Source organism: Pseudomonas cimarronensis, from assembly GCF_049331905.1.
In the GTDB taxonomy this organism is placed as follows: Bacteria; Pseudomonadota; Gammaproteobacteria; order Pseudomonadales; family Pseudomonadaceae; genus Aquipseudomonas.
In genome coordinates, this window is the sequence record NZ_CP186283.1 from 2,160,337 (window position 1) to 2,182,720 (window position 22,384).

Annotated in this window: 21 protein-coding genes; 15 read left to right on the forward strand and 6 right to left on the reverse strand. The window is 59.3% G+C overall.

The window, feature by feature from the left end:
* The first annotated feature begins 52 nt into the window (after positions 1-52).
* Both ACOCLD_RS10055 and ACOCLD_RS10060 read left to right on the forward strand, forming a co-directional pair.
* Positions 53-655, forward strand: coding sequence for a DUF4823 domain-containing protein (locus ACOCLD_RS10055; protein WP_257778202.1), 603 nt, complete (start codon positions 53-55; stop codon positions 653-655).
* 3 nt (positions 656-658) lie between these two features.
* A complete protein-coding gene (locus ACOCLD_RS10060) occupies positions 659-1,228 on the forward strand; it encodes a DUF1285 domain-containing protein (protein WP_422909051.1) in 570 nt (189 codons plus the stop codon).
* A gap of 195 nt (positions 1,229-1,423) precedes the next feature.
* On the opposite strand, the gene ACOCLD_RS10065 is transcribed toward ACOCLD_RS10060, so the two are convergent.
* The gene (locus tag ACOCLD_RS10065; RefSeq protein ID WP_422909052.1) at positions 1,424-3,088 is read right to left on the reverse strand and encodes an electron transfer flavoprotein-ubiquinone oxidoreductase; all 1,665 of its coding nucleotides are present in this window, start codon (positions 3,086-3,088) and stop codon (positions 1,424-1,426) included.
* 320 nt (positions 3,089-3,408) lie between these two features.
* Here ACOCLD_RS10065 and ACOCLD_RS10070 point away from each other — a divergent pair, with 320 nt between their 5' ends.
* Both ACOCLD_RS10070 and ACOCLD_RS10075 read left to right on the forward strand, forming a co-directional pair.
* Positions 3,409-4,158: an electron transfer flavoprotein subunit beta/FixA family protein gene (locus ACOCLD_RS10070; RefSeq protein WP_233684359.1), complete on the forward strand. Its 750-nt coding sequence runs from the start codon at positions 3,409-3,411 to the stop codon at positions 4,156-4,158.
* Positions 4,159-5,088: an electron transfer flavoprotein subunit alpha/FixB family protein gene (locus ACOCLD_RS10075; RefSeq protein WP_422909053.1), complete on the forward strand. Its 930-nt coding sequence runs from the start codon at positions 4,159-4,161 to the stop codon at positions 5,086-5,088. It abuts the gene before it with no gap.
* Positions 5,089-5,135: 47 nt separating this feature from the next.
* Here the strand turns inward: ACOCLD_RS10075 and ACOCLD_RS10080 are convergent, their stop codons facing one another.
* Positions 5,136-6,071: an alpha/beta fold hydrolase gene (locus ACOCLD_RS10080; protein ID WP_422909054.1), complete on the reverse strand. Its 936-nt coding sequence runs from the start codon at positions 6,069-6,071 to the stop codon at positions 5,136-5,138.
* A gap of 112 nt (positions 6,072-6,183) precedes the next feature.
* Here ACOCLD_RS10080 and ACOCLD_RS10085 point away from each other — a divergent pair, with 112 nt between their 5' ends.
* The 9 genes from ACOCLD_RS10085 (at position 6,184) to ACOCLD_RS10125 (ending at position 14,501) form a co-directional block, all read left to right on the forward strand.
* Positions 6,184-6,999 (forward strand): substrate-binding periplasmic protein, encoded by an 816-nt coding sequence (locus ACOCLD_RS10085; protein ID WP_422909055.1) that lies wholly within the window; start codon positions 6,184-6,186, stop codon positions 6,997-6,999.
* Positions 7,000-7,008: 9 nt separating this feature from the next.
* A complete protein-coding gene (locus ACOCLD_RS10090) occupies positions 7,009-7,365 on the forward strand; it encodes a DUF4398 domain-containing protein (RefSeq protein WP_422909056.1) in 357 nt (118 codons plus the stop codon).
* A complete protein-coding gene (locus ACOCLD_RS10095) occupies positions 7,362-8,174 on the forward strand; it encodes an OmpA family protein (protein WP_392539472.1) in 813 nt (270 codons plus the stop codon). The genes ACOCLD_RS10090 and ACOCLD_RS10095 overlap by 4 nt, the downstream gene beginning before the upstream one ends.
* 210 nt (positions 8,175-8,384) lie before the next feature.
* On the forward strand, positions 8,385-9,824 hold the full coding sequence (locus tag ACOCLD_RS10100; protein WP_257778208.1) for a PLP-dependent aminotransferase family protein: 1,440 nt from the start codon (positions 8,385-8,387) through the stop codon (positions 9,822-9,824).
* 64 nt (positions 9,825-9,888) lie between these two features.
* Positions 9,889-10,638: a substrate-binding periplasmic protein gene (locus ACOCLD_RS10105; RefSeq protein WP_422909057.1), complete on the forward strand. Its 750-nt coding sequence runs from the start codon at positions 9,889-9,891 to the stop codon at positions 10,636-10,638.
* A 140-nt stretch (positions 10,639-10,778) separates the two neighbouring features.
* A complete protein-coding gene (locus ACOCLD_RS10110; protein ID WP_422909058.1) occupies positions 10,779-12,524 on the forward strand; it encodes a vWA domain-containing protein in 1,746 nt (581 codons plus the stop codon).
* Positions 12,521-13,102, forward strand: a complete 582-nt coding sequence (locus ACOCLD_RS10115) for an RNA polymerase sigma factor (RefSeq protein ID WP_422909059.1) — start codon at positions 12,521-12,523, stop codon at positions 13,100-13,102. The genes ACOCLD_RS10110 and ACOCLD_RS10115 overlap by 4 nt, the downstream gene beginning before the upstream one ends.
* Positions 13,099-13,857 carry a hypothetical protein gene (locus tag ACOCLD_RS10120; RefSeq protein WP_422909060.1) on the forward strand — a complete coding sequence of 253 codons (759 nt, stop codon included), beginning with the start codon at positions 13,099-13,101 and terminating at the stop codon, positions 13,855-13,857. Before ACOCLD_RS10115 ends, ACOCLD_RS10120 begins: the two co-directional genes overlap by 4 nt.
* 149 nt (positions 13,858-14,006) lie before the next feature.
* A complete protein-coding gene (locus ACOCLD_RS10125) occupies positions 14,007-14,501 on the forward strand; it encodes a hypothetical protein (RefSeq protein WP_422909061.1) in 495 nt (164 codons plus the stop codon).
* A 34-nt stretch (positions 14,502-14,535) separates the two neighbouring features.
* Here the strand turns inward: ACOCLD_RS10125 and ACOCLD_RS10130 are convergent, their stop codons facing one another.
* Positions 14,536-16,362 carry a long-chain-acyl-CoA synthetase gene (locus ACOCLD_RS10130; protein ID WP_422909062.1) on the reverse strand — a complete coding sequence of 609 codons (1,827 nt, stop codon included), beginning with the start codon at positions 16,360-16,362 and terminating at the stop codon, positions 14,536-14,538.
* A 180-nt stretch (positions 16,363-16,542) separates the two neighbouring features.
* Between ACOCLD_RS10130 and ACOCLD_RS10135 the strand changes: the two genes are divergently transcribed.
* On the forward strand, positions 16,543-16,917 hold the full coding sequence (locus ACOCLD_RS10135; RefSeq protein ID WP_257778215.1) for a VOC family protein: 375 nt from the start codon (positions 16,543-16,545) through the stop codon (positions 16,915-16,917).
* A gap of 108 nt (positions 16,918-17,025) precedes the next feature.
* Positions 17,026-17,796, forward strand: coding sequence for a substrate-binding periplasmic protein (locus ACOCLD_RS10140; RefSeq protein ID WP_422909063.1), 771 nt, complete (start codon positions 17,026-17,028; stop codon positions 17,794-17,796).
* A 39-nt stretch (positions 17,797-17,835) separates the two neighbouring features.
* Here ACOCLD_RS10140 and ACOCLD_RS10145 read toward each other — a convergent pair whose 3' ends face one another.
* The 3 genes from ACOCLD_RS10145 to ACOCLD_RS10155 form a co-directional block, all read right to left on the reverse strand.
* Positions 17,836-18,663, reverse strand: a complete 828-nt coding sequence (locus ACOCLD_RS10145; RefSeq protein ID WP_422909064.1) for a dienelactone hydrolase family protein — start codon at positions 18,661-18,663, stop codon at positions 17,836-17,838.
* A 194-nt stretch (positions 18,664-18,857) separates the two neighbouring features.
* Positions 18,858-21,305 carry an autotransporter outer membrane beta-barrel domain-containing protein gene (locus tag ACOCLD_RS10150; RefSeq protein ID WP_422909065.1) on the reverse strand — a complete coding sequence of 816 codons (2,448 nt, stop codon included), beginning with the start codon at positions 21,303-21,305 and terminating at the stop codon, positions 18,858-18,860.
* A 207-nt stretch (positions 21,306-21,512) separates the two neighbouring features.
* Entirely contained in the window at positions 21,513-22,331 is an 819-nt protein-coding gene (locus ACOCLD_RS10155; protein WP_422909066.1) for an SDR family oxidoreductase, read from the reverse strand.
* Positions 22,332-22,384 lie beyond the last annotated feature (53 nt).

Sequence of the window (22,384 nt, forward strand, 5' to 3'; positions counted from 1 at the left end):
GCATCTAGGCGCTATCCGCCGGTTTTCTGTCACCGGCAGCGGGAGAGGCATGATGCGTAGTCTGTTGCTGATAATGAGTGTGTTGCTGCTGGGCGGCTGCATGAAGGCCAGTGATCTGGCGGATGAGGCGATTTATCAATTGCGCGATGTCGGCGTGCTTGACCATAGCCAGACGCGTCGCGCCAGCCCGTGGCGCTTGCAGGCCGATTCCTTCATCTATATCGCCCAGGGGCATTTCGTGCCGCCGGGTGGTGCCTATCCACGGCCCAATGTGGTGGCTGAGGAAGCCTACAAGGGCTTTATCGAGTATTTCCCCATGGTGCGCCGCGCCAAGGCGCCGCTAGGCCTGGAAGAGTCGTTGGCGCAGGCGCGTGAGGCGGGTGCGCATTACCTGCTGTACAGCCGCTTCGCCTATGCCGATGACCGTATCGGTACGGTGGAAGAGTGGGAAGATCAGGAGGCGCTGGATCGGCTGGGTACTGATCGTGGGGTCATTCAATTGATGCTGATCGAAACCAATACCCGCTATTTGGTCGATACCGCGCGCATTCGTAGCCGCGGAGGCTTCCTGACGCTTTATGATGCCAAGCCGGAGGACCTGATCGGTCCGGCGCTGCAGGATTATGCGCGGCGTTTGTTGGGCTTGGGGCATTGAGTGATGACTGATACAGGTAAGGCCGGCGACCTGCTGGCGCAGATACCCAAAGGCGAGGGCAAGGGTTTGCCACCGGTGCACCTGTGGCACCCGGAGTTCTGTGGCGATATCGATATGCGCATCGCCCGCGATGGCACCTGGTATTACATGGGGACGCCGATTGGCCGCAAGCCAATGGTCAAGCTGTTCTCTACCATCATTCGGCGTGACGGCGATAAATACGTGCTGGTGACGCCGGTGGAGATGGTGGGCATTCAGGTGGATGACGCGCCCTTTGTCGCGGTCAGTCTGCAGGTGGAAGGCGAGGGTGAGGCGCAGGTGCTGCGTTTTGTCACCAATGTCGAGGATGAGGTGGTCGCCGGCAGCGAACATCCGCTGCGGGTCGAACTCGATGCTCTGACTGAAGAGCCCGCGCCCTATGTGCATGTGCGCAGTAATCTTGAGGCGTTGATCCACCGCAATGTGTTTTATCAGCTGGTCGAGCTGGCGGTTACGCGCGAGATCGATGGCAAGAGCTGGCTGGGCGTTTGGAGCGGCGGGGCGTTTTTCCCTATTGGGCCTGAGCCTGTGTAGAGAGTGGTTTGCAGATAAAGAAAAAGGCTCCCGAGGGAGCCTTTTTCTTTGCGGCTTAGAGCTTTTTTACGATCTCGCGAGCTAGAGCTATGCAAGGCGAAAACAGGTGAGGAAGCGGAGTGTACTTTTGTACATGAGCATTCCGAACCTGTTTTCAACGCAGCAGAGCCGACGCGCAGCAGATCGTAGGCAGGTTTACATATTGGGGTAGTTAGGCCCGCCAGTACCTTCAGGGGCCACCCAGGTAATGTTCTGGGCCGGGTCCTTGATGTCACAGGTTTTGCAGTGCACGCAGTTCTGTGCGTTGATCTGGAACTTCTGCTCGCCGTCTTCCTTGGTCACCACCTCGTATACGCCGGCCGGGCAGTAGCGTTGCGCCGGTTCGTCGTACATAGGAAGGTTCTTGCTCAGCGGAATGCTCGGGTCGGTGAGCTTCAGGTGGCAGGGTTGTTCCTCTTCATGGTTGGTGTTGGAGAGGAATACCGAGCTGAGCTTGTCGAAGCTGAGTTTGCCATCGGGTTTCGGGTAGCTGATCTTCTGCGCCTCTGCAGCCGGCTTCAGGCAGGCGTAGTCCGGCTTGGTGTCATGCAGGGTGAAGGGCAGCTTGCCGCCGAAGATGTTCTGATCCAGCCAGTTGAAGCCGGCACCCATCAGTGGGCCAAACTTGTGCATCGCCGGAGCGAAGTTGCGAGTGGCAAAAAGTTCTTCGTACAACCAACTGGCCTTGAATGCGTCAACGTAACCAGTCAGCTGGTCGCCACCCTCCTTGCCGGCAAACAGTGCATCGGCAACGGCTTCGGCCGCGAGCATGCCGGACTTCATGGCGGTATGGCTGCCCTTGATCTTGGCTACGTTCATGGTGCCAAGGTCGCAACCGATCAGTGCGCCGCCGTTGAAGACCATTTTCGGCAGTGAATTGATGCCGCCTTTTGCCAGTGCGCGAGCGCCGTAAGCGACACGTTTGCCACCTTCCAGGTACTGGGCGATCACCGGGTGATGTTTGTAGCGCTGGAACTCATCGAACGGCGACAGGTGCGGGTTGCTGTACGACAGGTCAACGATCAGGCCAACGACTACCTGGTTGTTTTCCAGGTGATAGAGAAACGAGCCGCCAGTGTTTTCATTTTTGACCACGTCCAGCGGCCAGCCAGCGGTGTGCACAACTAGGCCTTGTTCGTGCTTGGCTGGATCGATGTCCCAGATTTCCTTGATACCGATGCCGTAGTGCTGAGCATCGGCTTCGGAGTCGAGGTTGAATTTCTTGATCAGCTGCTTGCCGATATGGCCACGGCAGCCTTCGGCGAACAGGGTGTACTTGGCGCGCAGTTCCATGCCTGGGGTGTAGTAACCCTCTTTCGGATGGCCTTCACGGTCGACGCCCAGATCACCGGTGAGAATGCCGTAGACCGCGCCTTCTTCGTTGATCAGCGCTTCCTGAGCAGCGAAGCCTGGGTAGATTTCTACGCCGAGGTTTTCCGCCTGCTGCGCCAGCCAGCGGCACAGGTTGCCCAGGGAAATGATGTAGTTGCCATGGTTGTGCATGGTCTTGGGCACGAAGAGGTCCGGAACCTTGGTGGCCTTCTCGGCGTTGGTCAGAACATAGATGTCATCGCGCTTGACCGGCGTGTTCAGCGGGGCGCCGAGCTCTTTCCAGTCAGGGAACAGTTCATTCAATGCGCGCGGCTCGAACACCGCACCGGAAAGAATGTGTGCGCCGACTTCGGAGCCTTTTTCGACCACGCAGACGCTGATCTCTTTACCCGCTTCGGCGGCTTTCTGCTTCAGTCGGCAGGCGGCGGACAGGCCGGAAGGCCCAGCGCCAACGATGACGACGTCGAATTCCATAAATTCGCGTTCCACAGGCTATCTCCTACTCAAGGCTCTCTAATTTTATTTGGCGATCAAGCTCGTTCCATGAGCGATGCTGGCGCATTATATCCAGACCCTTCGAACGGGCCAATACAAACGTTTGTTTGAATTTTCTGTAGGGCTGTTAGAATCTTACTACATCGCTGACGATTGGCCGGTTCGTTGTATTGACCAGTCTAGGTCGTGCGGTCAAGATACGGGCGGTTTTGTGTCTGCCGTTATTGGTCGACTCCCGGTTCCGGCCGGTCTGCAGTTCCCGCCATGTTCGCTTCTGGCGACATTCTTATTCACCGGAGAGTAACGAGGAATCCATGAAGGTTCTTGTAGCTGTCAAACGAGTGGTCGACTACAACGTCAAGGTTCGCGTCAAAGCGGACAACAGCGGCGTTGATCTTGCCAACGTCAAGATGTCGATGAACCCTTTCTGCGAAATCGCCGTGGAAGAAGCTGTACGCCTGAAAGAGAAAGGCGTGGCGAGCGAGATCGTTGTCGTAACCATCGGCCCAGCCACTGCTCAAGAGCAGCTGCGCACCGCGTTGGCCCTGGGTGCTGACCGTGCCATCCTGGTTGAATCGGCCGATGAGCTGAACTCGCTGGCTGTGGCCAAACTGCTCAAGGCAGTGGTCGACAAAGAGCAGCCTCAGCTGGTGATCATGGGCAAACAAGCCATCGACAGCGACAACAACCAGACTGGCCAGATGCTGGGCGCGCTGACTGGTTTCGGCCAGGGCACCTTCGCTTCCAAAGTGGAAGTGGCGGGCGACAAGGTCAACGTAACCCGTGAAATCGACGGCGGCCTGCAGACTGTTGCACTGAACCTGCCGGCTATCGTGACCACCGACCTGCGTCTCAACGAGCCGCGCTACGCGTCGCTGCCGAACATCATGAAAGCCAAGAAGAAGCCGCTGGAAACCGTTACCCCGGCTGATCTGGGCGTTTCCACCGCTTCCACCGTCAAGACTCTGAAAGTTGAAGCGCCTGCGACCCGCAGTGCTGGCATCAAGGTCAAGTCCGTGGCTGAACTGGTCGAGAAACTGAAGAACGAGGCGAAGGTAATCTAAATGACTATCCTGGTTATCGCTGAACACACCAACGCTGCCCTGGCTGCAGCCACGCTGAACACTGTTGCTGCTGCTGCGAAAATCGGTGGTGACATCCACGTTCTGGTTGCCGGTGCCAATGCCGGTGCCGCTGCCGAAGCTGCTGGCAAAATTGCTGGCGTGGCCAAGGTACTGGTTGCTGACAACGCTGCTTTCGCTCATCAGCTGCCAGAAAACGTTGCACCACTGGTTGCCGAGCTGGGCAAGGGCTACAGCCACATCCTGGCTGCTGCTACCAGCAACGGTAAGAACATTCTGCCGCGCGTTGCTGCTGCGCTGGACGTTGATCAGATCTCGGAAATCATCGCCGTTGAAAGCGCTGATACCTTCAAGCGTCCGATCTACGCAGGTAACGCCATTGCTACCGTGCAGTCTTCCGCTGCCATCAAGGTCATCACTGTACGTGCCACCGGTTTCGACCCGGTTGCAGCCGAAGGCGGCAGCGCTGCCGTTGAAGCTGTGGCTGTTGGCGGTGACGCTGGCAAATCGGCTTTCGTTGGCGAAGAGCTGGCCAAGTCCGATCGTCCGGAGCTGACCGCTGCCAAGATCGTCGTTTCTGGCGGCCGTGGCATGCAGAACGGTGACAACTTCAAGCACCTGTACGCCCTGGCCGACAAGCTGGGCGCTGCTGTTGGCGCTTCGCGTGCTGCAGTCGACGCAGGCTTCGTACCGAACGACATGCAGGTCGGTCAGACCGGCAAGATCGTGGCACCGCAGCTTTACATCGCCGTCGGTATCTCCGGCGCGATCCAGCACCTGGCCGGTATGAAAGACTCCAAAGTGATCGTTGCGATCAACAAGGACGAAGAAGCGCCGATCTTCCAGGTGGCTGATTACGGCCTGGTCGCTGACCTGTTCGAAGCTGTACCTGAGCTGGAGAAACTGGTTTAAGCCAGTCTTAACTGCGCAGAAAAAACCCGCTCATTGAGCGGGTTTTTTTATGCCCCAGGTTTTTGGGCCTGGAGAAAGGCACGGTAATGGTCGGCGGTTTGCTGGGGACGTTCAATCATCGGCGCATGGCCGGTATCCGCCATGATAACCACGCTGGGTTTGCGCAGCAGCGGGCGCATAACGTCAATGCTGGATACATCGAGAACCCGGTCCTGCGCGCCCCAGATGATCAGCGTGGGTGCCTGGATCCTGGGCAGTTCAGGCTCCAGCGGGATATAGCGTTCGACCAGATGGCGAAACACCAGGTCATAGTGCGCACTGTTTGCGCTGGCCTGCTCGGCGAGATAGCCCTTGAGCGATTCTGGCAGATAGGGCGGTTCTACGAAGACGAATGCCAGCAGGCGCTGAAAATCTTCACCGCTTCTCACCACCAGCGGGTTGGCCTCGCTGCGTTGCAGACGTTGCAGCAGTTCGCTGGGGTGTGGGGTGGTGATACCGGCGTTATCGAGCAGCGCCAGGGACAACACCTTGTCGGGGTAGCGTGCGGCATAGAGCGCGCTGATATGCCCGCCCATAGAGTTGCCGATCAGGTGCAGCTGCTCAATTCCCAATGCATCAATCACACTGGCCAGACGTTCGGTCTGGGTGCCCACATCGTAGCTGCCTGCCGGTTTGTCGCTGGCGCCGAAACCCGGAAGATCGATGGCTATAACCCGATAATCGTGACTGAGATGCCGGGCAAAACGCAGCCAGTTATCTTTGTTGGCGGCAAAGCCGTGCACCATCAGAATGGTTTGTGCGCTGCTCGGGCCGCCTTCGTAGTAATGAATGTTAAGATCGCCCACGCTGATCTGCTTGAGGCTGAACCCGGCACGCTGCCGTTCGATCAGTTGCAGGCTTGCCAGTTGTGCGGCAGGCGACAGGTAGAGCAGGGCTGCGCTACCGATAAGCGCGAAGATCAGGCCTGCGATCAGTTTTTTCATGATGGGTCTTTATCGCGAATTAATATGAATGCGTATTAAGCTAGCATGAAGACGATGTGTTCCGATCTGCCCTGTGCAGACGCCCATCCAAGGTTAAGTCGAGAAGTCGCCAATGCTTGAGCGTGGTCTCTATAAATCGGTTCTGCTGCTGTTCAGCCTGTTGCTGATGCCGTTGGTTGCAGGGGCTGCTGGTAAATGTGAGCGTCTGGTGGCCACCGGTAACCCGGAGTACCCGCCTTATCTGTGGCGCGATCCGCAGAACCCACAGCAACTGATCGGCGCTAATGCTGACCTGCTAAAGCACCTAGCCAAGGAACTGGGCGTGGTGGTTGATATCATCTACACCGGGCCCTGGTCTCGGGCGCAGGATGAAGTGCGTACCGGTCGTGTCGATCTGATTGCCGGGGCATTTCTTACCTTGCCGCGTCTGGAAGTGATGGATTATGTACATCCGGCGTTCTACTTCACGCCCAATGTGGTGTGGGTGCACCGTGGAGCCGAGTTCCCGTATGCAGGCTGGGATGATTTGCGCGGACGCACGGGCGATACCCTGCTCAACAACAGTTTTGGTCAGCAGTTCGATGCCTTTGCCAAGGAAAGCCTGACGCTGGAAGGTGTTTCCAGTCTGACTCAGGCCTTCCAGAAACTTCTGCTGGGGCGTACCGACTATGTGTTGTACGAGCGTTATCCCGGTCAAGCGCTGGCCGATAGTCTGGGTATGCAGGATGACCTGCTGGTACTCGATCCGCCAATTTCCAGCGAGGGCCTGTACCTGACCTTGTCGCACAATTCGTCCTGCAACGATCCCTGGCTGCGCGGCATGTTGGCGAAGAAAATGACCGAGGCTGTTGCCAGTGGTCTGCCCGAGACCTTGCTGCAAGACAATCTGCAGCGCTGGAAAGAACAACAGCTTGAAGCTCAACAGTAGAGAATTTCTGTGATTTATCGACGTATCTGTGCGGCCTTGCTGCCGCTCGTACTGAGCGCCTGCGCAACCGATCCCGCACCGCATGAACAACTGCGCCTGACCGAACAAGCACTCAGCCAGGCCAAAGCGCTGGGCTTGTCCGCTGAGCAGTCGGCGTCGCTGCGTCAGGCCGAGGAAAAGCTTGCCCTGGCACAAGCTGCCATGCAGGGCGAAGATTTCAAGCAGGCGCGGCTGTATGCCGAGCAGGCTGAACTGGATGCGCGCCTGGCCGAAGCCGAGCACCTGACCGAGAAGAGTCAGCAGCAACTGGCGGAGTTGACGAACGCCATCAACCGTTTGCGCAAGCAACTGGGAGGTTTGCAATGAAGCACTCCCAGGTAATGCTGCTTGTTACTCTGAGCAGCCTGTTGCTGAGCGGCTGCGCGACCTCGCACAACTCTAGTGAAAAGGCCTTGGAAGGTGCTCACAGTGCCTTCCAGAAGGTCAAGGAAGATCCTGATGTATTGCGCAGTGCGCCGAAAGAACTGATCCGCGCGGGTGAGGCGTTGGCCCGGGCTGATCGGCTGTCGAGCTACTGGGGCAGCAGCGAGGATGTGGCGCATTACGCCTATCTCAGCCAACAGCACAGCGCGATTGCCGGGCAGATGAGTGCACTCAATCTGAACCAGGAGCGTGCGGTCAAACTGGAGCTGGAGCGGCAACGCCTGCAGTTGGCTTTGCGTGAAGCCAAACTGCTCAGCGTGCAGGAACAGAGCAACTGGCTTGAAGAACAGATGGTCAGCCTGGCCACCACGCAGAGTGAACGCGGCCTGGTGATGACCCTGGGCGATGTGTTGTTCGATGCCGGCCACAGTGACCTGAAGGCTTCGGCCAACCGCACCGTGCTCAAACTGGTGCAGTTTCTCCAGCTCAACCCACGGCGCATTGTACGGATCGAGGGTTACACCGACAGTCGCGGCGATGCTCAGGAAAACCTCGAACTGTCCCGCGCTCGCGCTCAGGCCGTGGCCGACGTACTGGTTGACCTGGGCATTGATGCCAAGCGCATCGAAGTTCAGGGGCATGGCGAGGCGTTCCCGGTGACCGAGAATGCTTCGGCCAAAGGCCGGGCGCAGAATCGCCGGGTAGAGATCGTCTTCTCAGACGAGCAGGGTCGTCTCGGCTCATCCCGCTAAGCCTGATGCCGCTCAGAAGCCCCGGTTTACCGGGGCTTTTTCGTTGCAGCTGCCAGCCGCACATGCAGACCATCAGTCAGAGCAATGCTTGATTGCACCGTTACAGTCCTGGCGAGTGCCCACTGTATCGCCCACAATTCAGTGAGCTGTACCGGTGCAATTATAAAAAGCCGGTTTACTGTTACGGTTCAGTCAAGCAGGAACGCGGTCATGACCAATCTGTTGCTTTATCAGCGCATCGCCCAGCAACTGGCGGAAGATATCCGTCGCGGCGTTTACCAGCCCGGTGAGCGGGTGCCTTCGGTGCGCAAGATGAGTGCGCAGCTCAGCGTCAGCCACGCCACGGTGTTGCAGGCCTATGCCAACCTGGAAGACCAGGGCCTGATTCGTGCCCGCCCGCAGTCCGGTTTTTATGTGCACCAGACGCCGGCCCTGACCGCACCCACTCCCGATATCGCCCGCGTAGAACGCCCTGGTCTGGTCACGCGCAGCAGTATCATCAATCAGGTGCTCACCGAATCGCGCCGCGAGGGGGTGTTTCCGCTTGGCGCGGCAGTACCGCATGTCGATTACCTGCCGGTACGTGCGTTGCACCAGCAGTTGGCCAAGGTCACCCGTTTTCACAGTGCGCGGGCCTTCAGCTATATGTTCAGCCCCGGTTTTGAGCCGTTGCGCCGTCAGGTGGCGATCCGCATGCGCGATGCTGGCGTGGTGGTCGACCCAACTGAGGTGGTGATTACCCACGGTTGTGTGGATGCCCTGCAGATGAGCCTGCGCGTGCTGACCAAACCGGGTGATCTGATCGCGGCCGAGTCGCCGACCTATTACGGTTTGCTGCAACTGGCGGATCTGCTCGGCCTGAAGGTCATCGAAATTCCCAGCGACCCGACCACCGGCATCAGCCTGGAAGCGCTGCAATTGGCGGCCAACCAGTGGCCCATCAAGGCGCTGGTGCTGACCGCGCGGCTGAGCAATCCGCTGGGCGGCACCATTCCGGAGGAGCGCCAGCGTCAGTTGCTGCGCCTGGCCGGTGATTACGATATCCAGATCATCGAAGACGATATCTACGGTGAACTGATGTTTGAGCAGGGCCCGACCAAGGCGCTCAAATCCCATGATCGCGAAGGGCGGGTGATCTACTGTTCGAGCTTTTCCAAGACTCTGTCGCCGGGGGTGCGCATCGGCTGGATTGTTGCCGGCAAGTACCAGGATGAAATTCAGCGCCTGCAAACCTTCAGCACTCACTCGGCCTGCAGCGTGACGCAGATGGCGGTAGCGGCCTATCTGGAGAACGGCGGTTATGACCGCCACCTGCGTTTTATCCGCCAGGAATACCGCAAGAACCTCAGCGCGTTTCAGCTGGCTGTGCAGCAGTACTTCCCCGAAGGCACGCAGATGAGCCGGCCCAAGGGTGGTTTTATTCTCTGGGTCAGCCTGCCGGCGCGGGTCAATACCAAGGACCTGCACGTGCGCGCGCTGCAGCAGGGCATCAGCATCGCGCCGGGGTTGATCTTCAGTAATACCGAGCAGTTCAACCACTGTATCCGCCTGAACTGCGGCATCCCGTGGAACCGCGAAGCCGAGCGTGCCTTGATGACCTTGGGCATGCTGGCCGGGCAGTTGTGTCAGGAGGGGATGGCTACTTCCTGAGTGTTGCGCCACGCGCCTGCGCTACGCTTGTTAGCGCCAACAAGGAATTGAGGCGGAAAAATTGGTGCGGATAATTGCAGCGTTGCTTTGCCTGCTGCTGGGTAGTCCGGGGGCACGTGGAAGTGACTTTTCTGTGGGGGTTGAGGCGATCGACTTCTACCCGATCTACGACGGCACATCGGCTCACTACCGTGGCTACGGGCGGGATGTATTGGATCATTTCGCCAGTAAATATGGTTACCGCTTCCACTATGTTCACTTGCCGGTGAAGCGCCTGTACCGCAACTTTCTCACTACCAACGAACTGGATTTCAAGTTCCCCGATAATCCGCTGTGGCAGCGTGAAATGCGTAAGGATAAAGCGCTTACCTACAGCGATAGCGTCTACCAGGCTGTTGAGGGATTGTTCGTACTACCGGCGAACCGTGACAAATCGCTTGCGCAGCTGGCGACGATTGCCACCGTAAGGGGGTTCGATGCCTGGCCTTACAAGGCCGATATCGCCAACGGTGTTATCGACCTGCAATTCGCCAACACCCAGGACAGCCTGCTGGCACTGGCTCGGCAGGGGCGGGTGGGGGGCATATTCTACGAAGCCAGTGCGCTCAACTGGCATCAGTACACGCACGATACCCCGGCGGATGACAGGCTTGTGTTGAACGAGCGTTTACCGCATTACCGGCCGCAGTTTTTTCTGTCCACGCGTACGCAGCCGCAGATCATTGCCCAGTTCAACCAGTTTTTGCAGGATGAAGCGGATCTGTTGCAACGGCTAAAGGTCAAGTACGGGCTGCCGGATGTAGAGGCGCCCTAATACCGAGAGCCACCTTTCCCAATATGCTTGCTCTGCGCTCTACAGCTGATGGGGCATTTTTACGAACGCTTAACCCGGCTGCCGACTCCTCTACGTCTACCTGAGCGAATGGTTTATTCGCTCGCTCAGGAGATGCCCCCATGCCCGCTTACCCCGTATTGCTTACCCGTCCTTTACTTGCCGGTTTTGCCGCTGGTGTATTGATTAGCCTCGGCGCGTGCAGCGCCGCCAACCCTGACGCGCCGGCCACCGAAGCGGGTAGTCCGCAGCTCAGCGATCAGTCTCATCAGCGTGAACGTGCCGAGTTGCATGAGCAGCTGGCCGCTCCGGCTGAGCTACAACGCAAAAGCCAGGTGGCGGGCAGGGCGATGTTGCCCAGCGTGGCCTATGCGCCGATGCCGATGTCTGTGCAGGCCGATGCCTTGCCGCAGGGCTACCGTGACCAGAACCGCGAGCAGTATCAGAAACTGGCAGGCAACCCCGTGCATGCAGTCGCCGAGACGCCGGTATCGACCTTCAGCATTGATGTGGATACCGGCAGCTATGCCAATGTGCGACGTTTCCTCAATGGCGGGCAGTTGCCGCCGCAGGATGCGGTGCGCCTGGAGGAGCTGGTCAACTACTTCCCCTACGCCTACCCACTGCCGAATGGCGATGTGCCGTTCGGCGTGCACACCGAACTGGCGGCCACACCGTGGAACCCGCAAAGCCGTCTGCTGCGTATCGCCATCAAGGCTTCGGACATGCAGGTAGAACAGCTGCCGCCGGCCAATCTGGTGTTTCTGCTGGATGTCTCCGGCTCGATGGACCGCCGTGAAGGTCTGCCCATGGTGCAAAGTACCCTGAAGCTGCTGGTTGAGCAGCTGCGTGCCCAGGACAAGGTGTCACTGGTGGTGTACGCCGGCTCCTCCAGCGTGGTGTTGGAGCCGACTGCCGGTAGTGATAAAGCCAAGATTCGCGCGGCTATTGATCAGCTGACGGCGGGCGGTTCAACGGCGGGCGAGTCGGGCATTCAACTGGCCTATCAGCAGGCGCAGCAGGGCTTTATCGACGGTGGCATCAACCGCATCCTGCTGGCCACCGATGGCGACTTCAACGTCGGCATCAGCGACTTCGAAACCCTCAAGCAACTGGCGGCGGATAAACGCAAGACTGGCGTATCCCTGACCACCCTGGGCTTTGGCACCGACAACTACAACGAGCAGTTGATGGAGCAGCTGGCCGATGCCGGCGACGGCAACTACGCCTATATCGACAACCTGCGCGAGGCACGCAAGGTGCTGGTCGATCAGCTCAGCTCGACCCTCGCGACGGTGGCCAGCGATGTAAAGATTCAGGTCGAGTTCAACCCGGCCGAGGTCAGCGAATATCGGCTGTTGGGTTATGAAAATCGCGCCCTGAAGCGTGAGGATTTCAGCAACGATAAGGTCGATGCCGGCGAAATCGGCGCAGGCCATACCGTGACTGCGCTGTATGAAGTGGTGCCGGTGGGCGGCAAGGGCTGGCTGGAGCCGCTGCGCTATCAGGGTGCGCCGAAAACCAAAGGCAAGGCGGGCGAACTGGCCTGGCTGCGCATTCGCTACAAGGCGCCAGGGCAGAACGTCAGCAAGCTGCTGGAGCAACCGATTCAGGCTGCCGATGTGCCTGCCATCAGCCAGGCTAGCGAAGACCTGCGCTTTGCTGCTGCCGTCGCTGCCTTCGCCCAGCAGCTTAAAGGCGATACCTACACCGGGCGTTTCAGTCTTGCCGACAGCGCCGAGCTGGCGCGCAATGCCAAGGGCGATGACCGCTTCGGTCTGCGCGGCGAGTTTGTACAGCTGGTGGAACTGGCGCAGAGCCTGCAAACTGCGTCGAATCCTTCAACGACCGCACGAGTACAGCAGTGAATCGACCCCTCACGGATGACGACGCCGCCTTGTTGCGGCGTTACCGCCGCGGTGATGCGGCGGCTTTTGCCGAGTTGTATGAGCGTCACCGGCTCGGCTTGTTTCGCTTTCTATTGGGCTTGTGCGGCGACCATACCTTGGCCGAAGAGGTGTTTCAGGACACCTGGATGAGCCTGATCCGCAGCCAGAGCGAACAGCGCGAGGCGGTGCTGTTCAAGACCTGGCTGTACCAGATCGCGCGCAACCGGCTTATCGATACCTGGCGCAAGCATGGTCGGCACCAGGCGGGGCATGCTGAATATGATGAACAGCAGCATGCCCCGCACGACCCGCAGCCGGGGCCTGAGCAGCAGCTCAGCCTGAGCCGTGATCAGCAGCGTTTAGAGGCCGCCCTGGCAGATCTACCGGCGGAACAGCGCGAAGTATTCCTGCTGCGCGCCCATGGTGATCTGGAACTGGCCGAGATCGCCGAGCTGACCCAGATCCCTGCTGAAACAGTGAAAAGCCGTTTGCGCTATGCCCTGCAAAAGTTACGTCGGCTGCTGGCTGACCCGGCCGCCGAGGAGTTGTCCGTATGAACCACGATCAACAGAGGCTCGATGAGCAGGAACAGCAGATGCTTGCGCATTTCCGCCAGCACAGCGGAGGCGAGCCCAGTGCGCAGATGGATGCACAGATTCTCGCGGCGGCCACTGCCGCCGCGCGCAGCGCCGCCGTAGATGAGGCTAAACCTCGTCTGAGTGCGCGCTTGTATAGCTGGCTGTTTGGTGCGGGCGGCCGGCAACGCTGGTCGGTGGCATTAGCTGGAGTCGCCTGCCTGGGAATTGGCGTAAGCCTGACCTGGCGCACGTTCGAGCAGGCGCCGGATGCCTTTGATGCCGTGCCGAGCGGCGCGCCTATGGCGCCGGCTGCAGCGCGGATGGCGCCACAATCTGCGCCGATGCCCGCGCCGCTGGCAGAATCCGCGGCGATTAGTGATGAGGCAGAACGCTCACGGGCCGCACAGCCTGCACCGGTGATCCAGGGCTACAGCGCCGATGCCGCCAAGGCTGAGAAGAAGCTTTCGGCTGGTGCGTCCAATCAGCTGTTGCGTGAAGAGGTGGCGGCCGATGCGCTGCACGACGCTGTGCCTGCCGTGTCAGCCCCTGAAAAAGCGGCAGAAGCCGCAGGCAGTCAGGTCGAGCAGCTGCTGCACAGCGAGTTGCAGCGCTTGCTCAAGCTGCGCCGTGACGGCTGGACGGACGAGGCCGATGCCTTGTTGCTGCAACTGATGCGCGAGCACCCCGAGGTGGATATCGACGCGCAACTGCAACTTTTGCAGGCGCCCGACTGAGCCCTGCCACAGATCGCCCGGCGGCCAGTGCATGCGCTGTCGCCGGGAGCGTTGCCCGTATGCGGTTACCTGCTGTACAGATTGCAGGGTTGCCAGCGGCCTGGGCAGGGGCGAGCATAACGGCTTGTGACGCTGCCTTTGTATCTGCCATGACCATTATTCAACGTTGCGCACTGCTGCTGACCCTGTTGTCACTGGCAGCCTGCGAGCAACCCGCCAATCCACCTGCGCCAACTAAAGCACCGGCTGTGCAAACCCAGGCTGATACGTCCACGGGCGCCAAAACGCCACCTGAACCTGTCAGCCCAGCACCCCAGACAGAGCCGCCTGCTGTGCCCAAACCGGCGAAAAGCCCGCCGCCAGCCATGCCGGTTGCCGCACCCGTCAAAGCCAAGCCCACTGAGCCAGTGCCGGAGAAAAAGGTTCCGCTGGAGTTGAGCCTGCACCCTGATGTGTTCGATCCACTGCAACCGCTGGAGCCGCTCAACGACCTGTCGACGCCGTTGTTACCACCGCTGTTTGTCGAAAAAACTGAACCGGAAAGCCCCTTTCAGCTCAATGGCAAGTTGATCACCAACGAGCGTGGTGACGACTATTGGCAATCGGTTGAAGGTGCGCAGTTGCAGTTCGAGTTCAAGCAGTAGCCGGCGACGGCCAAGCGTCGCCGGGTATGGCTGATCAGAAGCGGTAGGCCTGCTGGCTGATGGCACTGAACAGGGCGTGATCCAGCGGCGTAAAGCATGATTCGCCCGGTAGACGCACCCACAGCGGTTCCTGCACCCGCGTCGGGTCGTAGGCGGCCTGCTTGAGATCGGCCTTCTTGTATTTGAAGGTGCCGGTGGTTTCCACCTCGCCCAATAGGCGGATAAACAGCGGCGCTGCGTACACCGGTAATTCGGCATCCAGGTGCGCGGCAAGGGCGGTGCTGTCCAGTTGCTGACCTTCGCTCAGGCGCAGCGCAGCCATGCCACAACGGCCATTGGTGCCGGGGATTTCCACGCCATACACCACCGCATCCTCAACGCCTGGGAAGGCACCGAGGACGTTCTCCACCTCGGTGGTGGAGACGTTTTCACCTTTCCAGCGGAAGGTATCGCCCAGGCGGTCGACGAATTGCGCGTGCTTGCAGCCGATGTCGCGCATCAGGTCGCCGGTGTTGAACCAGGCATCGCCCTTCTTGAATACGTTGCGCAGGATCGCCGCCTCGCTTTTGGCCGGCTCGGTGTAGCCGTCGAAGGGCCACTTGGCGCTGATCTCGCTGATCAGCAGACCCGCTTCGCCTTTCTTGGCTTTTTCCAGAAAGCCTTTCTTGCCACGTACCGCCTGGTCGTTCTCCAGGTCGTAACGCACGATGGCATAGGTGGCGGGGGAGAAGCCCACGGTATTGTCGAAGTTGAACACGTTGGTAAAGCCGATATTGCCTTCGCTGGAGGCATAGAACTCGGTGATCTGCTCGACCCCAAAGCGAGCTTTGAACTCGGCCCAGATCGAGGGGCGCAGGCCGTTGCCGATCATGCAGCGCAGGCTGTTGTTCTTTTCTGCGGCCGTCTCGGGCTGGTTAAGCAGGTAGCGGCACAGCTCGCCGATATAGCCGAAGCAGGTGGCTTGATAGCGCTGCACATCCGCCCAGAAGGCGCTGGCGGAAAACTTGCGACGCAGGGCGATGGCCGCGCCGCCAGCCATAGCGGCGCTCCAGCACACGGTGACGGCATTGTTGTGGTAGCAGGGCAGGGTCAGGTAGAGCACATCCTGATTGTTCAGGGTCAGCCCGGAATGGCCGAAGCCGCCATAGGCCTTGATCCATTTGCCGTGGCTCATGATCGAGGCCTTGGGCAGGCCGGTGGTGCCAGAGGTGTAGATCAGAAAGCAGGGGTCTTTCATCTGCACCTGGGCGCTGTCAGGCGGGTTATCACTGGCCTGGCTGCGCGCCAGTTGCATCAAATTGGTCCAGCCTGCCGGTGCCTGGCCGGCATCGCTGAGGCAATCCTGGTCGGCCACCCAGTAACGCGGTGTCTGCGGGTTGTCGAGTTGCTCGGCCACCTCATTGAAGGCAGTGAGCAGTTCTTCACCAATCAGCATAAAACCCGGTTTGACCAGATTCAGGCTGTGCGCCAGCACCTTGCCGCGCTGAGTGGTATTGACCAGTGCACCGACTGCGCCGAGCTTGCTCAACGCCGCGAGAATCGCCAGCAGCTCCAAGCGATTTTCCAGCATCACCGCCACCACGCTGCCATGGCGCACGCCTTCGGCCTTGAAGGCCCAGGCCAGGCGGTTGGCCCAGGCGTTGAACTGGGCATAACTGAGACTGCGCGACTCATCCAGCAGTGCCGGACGCTGCGGGTGCTGCTGTACCGCCCGTTCCAGCGCCCAGGCCAGCGACAGGTTCTTCTCGCGATTGCGGATGCCGGCGTAGTACAGGCCGCGCAACATACGCGGCACACGCGGCAGGTGCTGAGGCAGGCGGGTGAGAAAACGCAGCGGGGAAATCAGGTCAGTCTGGCTCATGGCTCTCGCGCTTGTGGTTGTTATGCGGGGGCGAAGTGCCACTCTAGCCGCCGTCCGATAGCGCGGCCATGGCTGTGGCGCATGCCGTACCAGGCAGCTCGGCAAATAACGGCACAGGTCGTTGCCGAGCCATCCGGGCTGTGGCATTACAGGAAAGCCTGAATGCTGAAGGAGCCGGCGATGAACCTGAATCAAATCACTGTTGCGGTCAGCGATGTACCACGTGCGATCCGCTTTTACCAGCGACTGGGTCTGCGACTGATTGTCGAGAGCCTGCCGGACTATGCGCGCTTCTGCTGTCCGGACGGCCAGGCGAGCTTTTCCCTGAGTCGGGTTGAACAGGTGCCGGCCAGCCAGACCCTGATTTACTTCGAATGCGCTGAACTGGACCAGACCGTCGCCCGCCTACAGGCTCAGGGCGTCGAGTTCAGCATGCTGCCGACCGACCAGCCCTGGCTGTGGCGCGAGGCCTATCTGCAAGACCCGGATGGCAATCCGCTGTGCCTGTATCACGCCGGCGAAAACCGCCTGAATCCGCCTTGGCGGCTGAGCTGAAACGCGTTATTCAGTGATTTTCTCTACCGCCGGCCCGCCACCGAGTATGGCCGGCAGCTAGACTCCCCACAGCGTTCTACTCAACGGGTTCGGCCCTAAGGTTTGTGCATGAGAACACCCTGCCGTGTTTCAGCTGTGTCGCCTGCCTTTATCTTCTTTTTGCTGATCCTGCTGGCCCCATTGGTGAGTGCCGACAGCCTGCGCGTTGGCTACTTCGACCTGCCGCCGCATACGCCGCTGCCAGGGCAGGCCGATACTGAAGGGACGGCGATTGCCTACTTCGCAAAAATTGCCGAGTGCATGCAGCTGGATGCGGTGAGTTACCAACGTTACCCGTTGTCCCGGTTGTTGCAGATGCTGCAACGTGATCAGCTGGATATGGCGCTGATCCTGGCCAAGACCCCGGAGCGTGAAACCATGCTGGTCTACCCGGCCCAGCCCTTTGTGGTGGTGCAGCCGCTCTTGCTGGTGGCCCGTGAGCACCCCTTGCAGCGGGTGGACTCGGTCGAGCAACTGCTGCCCTTGCGCTTAGGTGCCTGGCAGGACGGCTACCGCTCGCCCATGCTGCGTGACCCACGCTTGCAACTGCAAACCCTGAGCAGCAGCAATGTATTGAACCAGAGCCTGGAAATGCTCCAGGCCGGGCGCCTGGAAGCGTTCTACTACCCCGATGACTTAGCCGTGCGCTATCAGGTGCAACACCTGAGCATGCAAGACAGCATTCGCCTGCTGCCGCTGCCCAGGGAGCACATGCAGTTGTATTCGGCATTCTCTCGCGCCGCAGCTGGGCGCTACCTGCAACGCTATGAGCGAGCGCAGGCCGAGGTGGCTGCGCAGCAGGGGTATGCGGCGTTCTTTCGTCAGCAGCTATTGCCTTAGCGTGGGCTTTACTGGTTTTTCCTTGGATTGACCCGGTGATTACTGGGTGATCATTTGCCACAACTGTGGCCAATTCTGTACCCAACAGCAGTTATGGCCGTAACCCGGCAGCACCTTGACCTCGGCACGATGGATGGATGGGTAATCGGCAACGAAGGCGTTGACCAATGTAGGCGGTATCACCCGATCCTGTTCACCCACTAGATGGATCTGCTCAACGCTCGCCAAACTCGCGCGAAGCGTAGCCGGGTTAAGCGAGTTGTGCAGTGGCGTAACTCGGTGGTGGTCAGTCCAGGCCGCATGGTCAAGATTTCCTGCGACCGTTATCACCCGCGCCACATCCTCACGCCGCGCTGCCAGCAGCAGTGCCAGGGCTCCGCCGCCGGAATAACCGACCAGCACCAGACGCTGTGCGGCGGCCCGTGCTTTCAATTGGTCTGCAGCCAGGTCGAGGCTGTGCACCACTTCTTCGGCGAAGCGAGCGTCAGTCCAATAATGTTTCTGGCAGGGCGATCGTTCTGCCTCCAGATACTGACAGGGTCTCCCCAGGTAGGCGGCATTGCCGCTAGGTTGTGTCAGAGCCAGGCGTAATGCGATGGGGTCGAGTGGCGTTGGGTCGTTTGAGGGGCGGCGAGAATTGATCCAGGCAAAGCCGTCACCTTCCAGATAGATCGTTAACTCTTCGTTTTGCGTTGGTGTCGCATAGGCCTGCAGCCGAAAGATCCCCGCTTGCAGTTGCAGCGCCTGCCAATGCTGCTTCTGTGCCAGTGCGGAGGCTTGCTGGCGACGCGCCTCAGGGCTAGGCACGGAGGCGCAGGCTGCGAGTAGTGCCGTGCCGAGCAACAGCAGGAGGTGACTTCGGCACATATAGGGATGAAATCCTTATCTAGCATGCATCGCGCGCAAAGTCAGATAGGTCGCGCAATAGCTGACTTTCAACCGAGGGGATGGATCATCGGGCCATTTCTGTTATCGATATGTCCAGGCAACTGAGTATGCCTGGCTTATAAGCGCAAAGGCCACGACATGCGTCATGGCCTTTTGCATTCACACGTAGCCCTTTAGAACGCCCAACGCGCCTTGAGTGAGGCGCCCTGGTTAGTGAAGTCGCTGCGTGCTTCGGCATCGTAGCGCAGGCTGACTTCAGTGCCGCCAGCCAGGGTATGGGTCAGACCCAGGCCGGCGCGGGCTAGCCAGGGTTCCATATCCATACCCGGCGTTCTGAAGGCCGCGCCCGGCGCACCGGCGTAGGTGGAGGTGATAGCACTGTCTTCGTCGATCACGTCGTAGCCGGCACCAATATTGGCGCTTATTACGGTAGCTTCACTCAGGCTGTAGTTGAGTTTGCCGTCAATGCTAAGCAGTAGCTCCTCGCTGTCGTTGCTGTCGACATCCAGATTGAGAGCTCCAGCGCCTTTCTCATGGTAGGCGTCGGTGCTGATCCAGGTGTAGTCGGCGCGCGCGGAAGGCACGAAGGTTAGCTGTTCGGAAAGGCGCATGTTGTGGCCAATGCCGAGTCCAGCATGCACGTTGTAACCGTCGTAGCTGGCCTTTGCAGTGGCATCGGCAAAGGGCATATAGCGCTTGCCGTCAGTGCGATTCTGGCCAGCATCGAGCTGGAAGTTCAGTTCGGTATCAGCGCTTAGGGCATAGCTGCCGTAGCCAATCAGCTGGAAGGTATCGATCTGTGCATCCTGAGGAGCAACACGCGAATTGTTGTCCAGATCCGTCTGTGCGTAGGCGAAGGCCAGGCCGAGGCGGATGGTCTCGCTGACGGCCGTATCGGCACCTATGGCCAGGCCCTGAGTGTCGGCATCATAGCCAGAGATACCGCTGCGCTCATCTTGTTCGGCCCAGGAGCCGAAGGTCTTGATCCACAAGTTGCCTTCGCTCAGCGGCGCATCGCCGGAGGAGAGGCCGCTGTTTTCGCCTTGACGTGCCTGAACCACGCGGTTGATGCCTGCCAGGGTACTGCTGGTGGCATTGCTGGCATTGCCGGCGGCGGTAGGCAAAGTGGAGGTGACAGCGTCGGAGACCTCCTGTTCGCTGGTCAGGCCGACGAAATTGGACGCCAGCTCACCATTTGGATCTGCGCTCAGCACATTGTCGAGGACTTGGGCGGCGCCTTGTGCTGGGTTGTTACCAGTGCTGATGACGCTGTCCAGCACGCTGGCAGCTTTGGTTAGAGTCAGGTCGACGGTATTGCCGTCCTTTACCGCGCCGAAGTTGAATAGCTGCGAATTGTCGCTGACGCTGAAGGTGCCGTCACTGTTGAGGGTTGTGGCACTAAGCACGTCCTGCAGGCTCGTTGCGCTGAAACTGTAGCCGGGGTTGCTGACATCAACGGCGATCTTAGCGTTGCTCGTCAGAGTGGCACTGCCATCGACCATCAGCTTGCCGTAGGAGTTGTCGCTGGCTACGCCGATCTGTAACGTCCCGCTAGCAGCTTGGGTGTAGTCGCCATAGATGGTACCGGTCACTCCAGCAGCCAGACTAAGGGTGCCTGCGTTACTAAAACCATTGAATGTCGAAAGACCTTCACTCAAAGAAAGACTGCTGCTGGTGCCTGCGCCCATCTTGAGTGTGGCACCACTCTCGATGACGAAACGATCCACGCTAACGGCATTTTCAGTGCTAAAAACTGCACCTGATTTGAGCGTGAAGATGCTGCTTTCAACCATAACATCGCCGACAAGACGTGCGTTAGTGCCTGTTATGTTAAGAGCAGAGATACCGCTTAGGCTCAGATCTTTAATGGCATATTCCGCACCGGATATGGTGCCGCTGTTGTTGAGTGTGCCGATCGACCCGCCCACAAGCTCTATGCCGGCCAGGCTGCCATTAATGGTGCCGCTGTTGCTGATTGAACTGATGACTGCATCTGGATCAAGGCCAATACCGACACCATTAATACCTGTGCCATTAATGGAACCACTGTTTTCGAGCTCACCAAGAGTTGTATCCCCTGTCGCAAAGATACCGATTCCGCCTGTGATGGTGCCCGCGTTGCTGATGTTATCGACGGCTAACGTGTATTGGAATGCATCCAGGGTGATGCCCGCGACGCTGCCCTGAATGAGAGCTCCAGCCAGGTTGTTTACGCTTTCGCCGCTTTCATTGCCTTCACCGGCGCGTAGCAGAATGGCGGAGCCATCCAGATAATCGCTGCCGCCTGTATTGATGATGCTGCCTGTGTTGTTGATCGTGCCAAAGCTATCAAAGCTGAACACGGCTGGTTCGCCATTTACGTTAATGCTGCCGCTATTGGTAACGCTCAGGCTTCCGTTGGTGGATAAATTACACCGCGCAGTTTCTGCAGTGCTGATGGTTGTACTGGCCCCAGGGCAGGAAAACACAACAGCTTGCGCGCCAGTGGCCAGCAAGCTGAGGCCAACACCTGCGAGAATTTGCCCACCGCCACTGCGTTTGCCACGCGCGCTGGCGTGTTCATCGACCACCACAAAGGCATTACGGACGTGGCTCCATACGATACGGAAGGCTTGATTCATGGTTTCCCCTGAGGTGCCAGGCAAGAGCCAGGCGAGCAATACGACACGTTTTATGTGTGCGGTATAGCAGGGGAAGGCCATGTCGTTGCTCCCTGCATACAGCGTGTGACGGCATTGTGCCTGATTTAATTTGTACGTGGGTACTAGCCTTGGCTGGCTCTCTACTCCATGTCGTTTGGATTGCGGTACATGGCAGGGGAAGGGCGGCTAGTCGACAAATAGATCGTTCATCAGTTTGCCGGCCGGGTCATAGCGGTATTGCTCGAAGTCGCTCTGGCCCTGCTCACGGAGGATTTCCTCGTCGATCAGCAGGCGCCCGCTGATTGTGCGCTCGCTGCTACTGAGGATGGCGTGAGCTGCATCGGCCATGATCGCCGGCAGGCGTGCGGCCTTCATCACCGCAGGGCCGCCGGCTTCGAACTCGATGGCGGCGGTGGCGATCACTGTCTTCGGCCACAGCGAGTTGACGCTGATGCCGTATTTCTTGAATTCCTCATGCATGCCCAATGTCAGCATGCTCATGCCGTATTTGGTGGTGGTGTAAGGGCCGTAGTTGGCGAACCACTTGGGGTCGAGGTTAAGCGGCGGCGACAGGCTGAGAATATGGCCACGGCTGTCCTTGAGGTAGGGCAACGCCGCCTGGCTGCAAACCATCACCGCGCGGGTGTTGATCTTGAACATCAGGTCGAAGCGTTTGGGGTCGAGTTTCTCTACGCCCACCAGTTTGATGGCGCCGGCGTTGTTGATCAGCGCGTCGATACCGCCAAAGTGCTCGGCAGCTTGAGCCATGGCAGTTTTCACGGCGCTTTCGTCACGCACATCGACCTGCAGGGCCAGGGCCTTGCCGCCTGCAGCCTCAACCTCTGCAGCTACCGAGTGAATGGTGCCCGGCAGCTTGGCATGAGGCTCGGCGCTTTTCGCCGCGATGACGATATTGGCACCGTCGCGTGCAGCGCGTAGGGCGATCTCGCGGCCGATGCCACGGCTGGCACCGGTGATAAACAGGGTTTTGCCTTGCAGTGACATAGGCGTGCTCCGTGACTTGTTATAGTTTTTTATGGAGTGGTGGGAGGGGCTTT

Coding starts and splice junctions, on each gene's coding strand:
- ACOCLD_RS10140 (WP_422909063.1), top strand. CDS start 17,026: ATGAGAACACCCTGCCGTGTTTCAGCTGTGTCGCCTGCCTTTATCTTC.
- ACOCLD_RS10130 (WP_422909062.1), bottom strand. CDS start 16,362: ATGAGCCAGACTGACCTGATTTCCCCGCTGCGTTTTCTCACCCGCCTG.
- ACOCLD_RS10075 (WP_422909053.1), top strand. CDS start 4,159: ATGACTATCCTGGTTATCGCTGAACACACCAACGCTGCCCTGGCTGCA.
- ACOCLD_RS10060 (WP_422909051.1), top strand. CDS start 659: ATGACTGATACAGGTAAGGCCGGCGACCTGCTGGCGCAGATACCCAAA.
- ACOCLD_RS10155 (WP_422909066.1), bottom strand. CDS start 22,331: ATGTCACTGCAAGGCAAAACCCTGTTTATCACCGGTGCCAGCCGTGGC.
- ACOCLD_RS10055 (WP_257778202.1), top strand. CDS start 53: ATGCGTAGTCTGTTGCTGATAATGAGTGTGTTGCTGCTGGGCGGCTGC.
- ACOCLD_RS10110 (WP_422909058.1), top strand. CDS start 10,779: ATGCCCGCTTACCCCGTATTGCTTACCCGTCCTTTACTTGCCGGTTTT.
- ACOCLD_RS10070 (WP_233684359.1), top strand. CDS start 3,409: ATGAAGGTTCTTGTAGCTGTCAAACGAGTGGTCGACTACAACGTCAAG.
- ACOCLD_RS10080 (WP_422909054.1), bottom strand. CDS start 6,071: ATGAAAAAACTGATCGCAGGCCTGATCTTCGCGCTTATCGGTAGCGCA.
- ACOCLD_RS10100 (WP_257778208.1), top strand. CDS start 8,385: ATGACCAATCTGTTGCTTTATCAGCGCATCGCCCAGCAACTGGCGGAA.
- ACOCLD_RS10145 (WP_422909064.1), bottom strand. CDS start 18,663: ATGTGCCGAAGTCACCTCCTGCTGTTGCTCGGCACGGCACTACTCGCA.
- ACOCLD_RS10150 (WP_422909065.1), bottom strand. CDS start 21,305: ATGAATCAAGCCTTCCGTATCGTATGGAGCCACGTCCGTAATGCCTTT.
- ACOCLD_RS10120 (WP_422909060.1), top strand. CDS start 13,099: ATGAACCACGATCAACAGAGGCTCGATGAGCAGGAACAGCAGATGCTT.
- ACOCLD_RS10085 (WP_422909055.1), top strand. CDS start 6,184: ATGCTTGAGCGTGGTCTCTATAAATCGGTTCTGCTGCTGTTCAGCCTG.
- ACOCLD_RS10135 (WP_257778215.1), top strand. CDS start 16,543: ATGAACCTGAATCAAATCACTGTTGCGGTCAGCGATGTACCACGTGCG.
- ACOCLD_RS10095 (WP_392539472.1), top strand. CDS start 7,362: ATGAAGCACTCCCAGGTAATGCTGCTTGTTACTCTGAGCAGCCTGTTG.
- ACOCLD_RS10125 (WP_422909061.1), top strand. CDS start 14,007: ATGACCATTATTCAACGTTGCGCACTGCTGCTGACCCTGTTGTCACTG.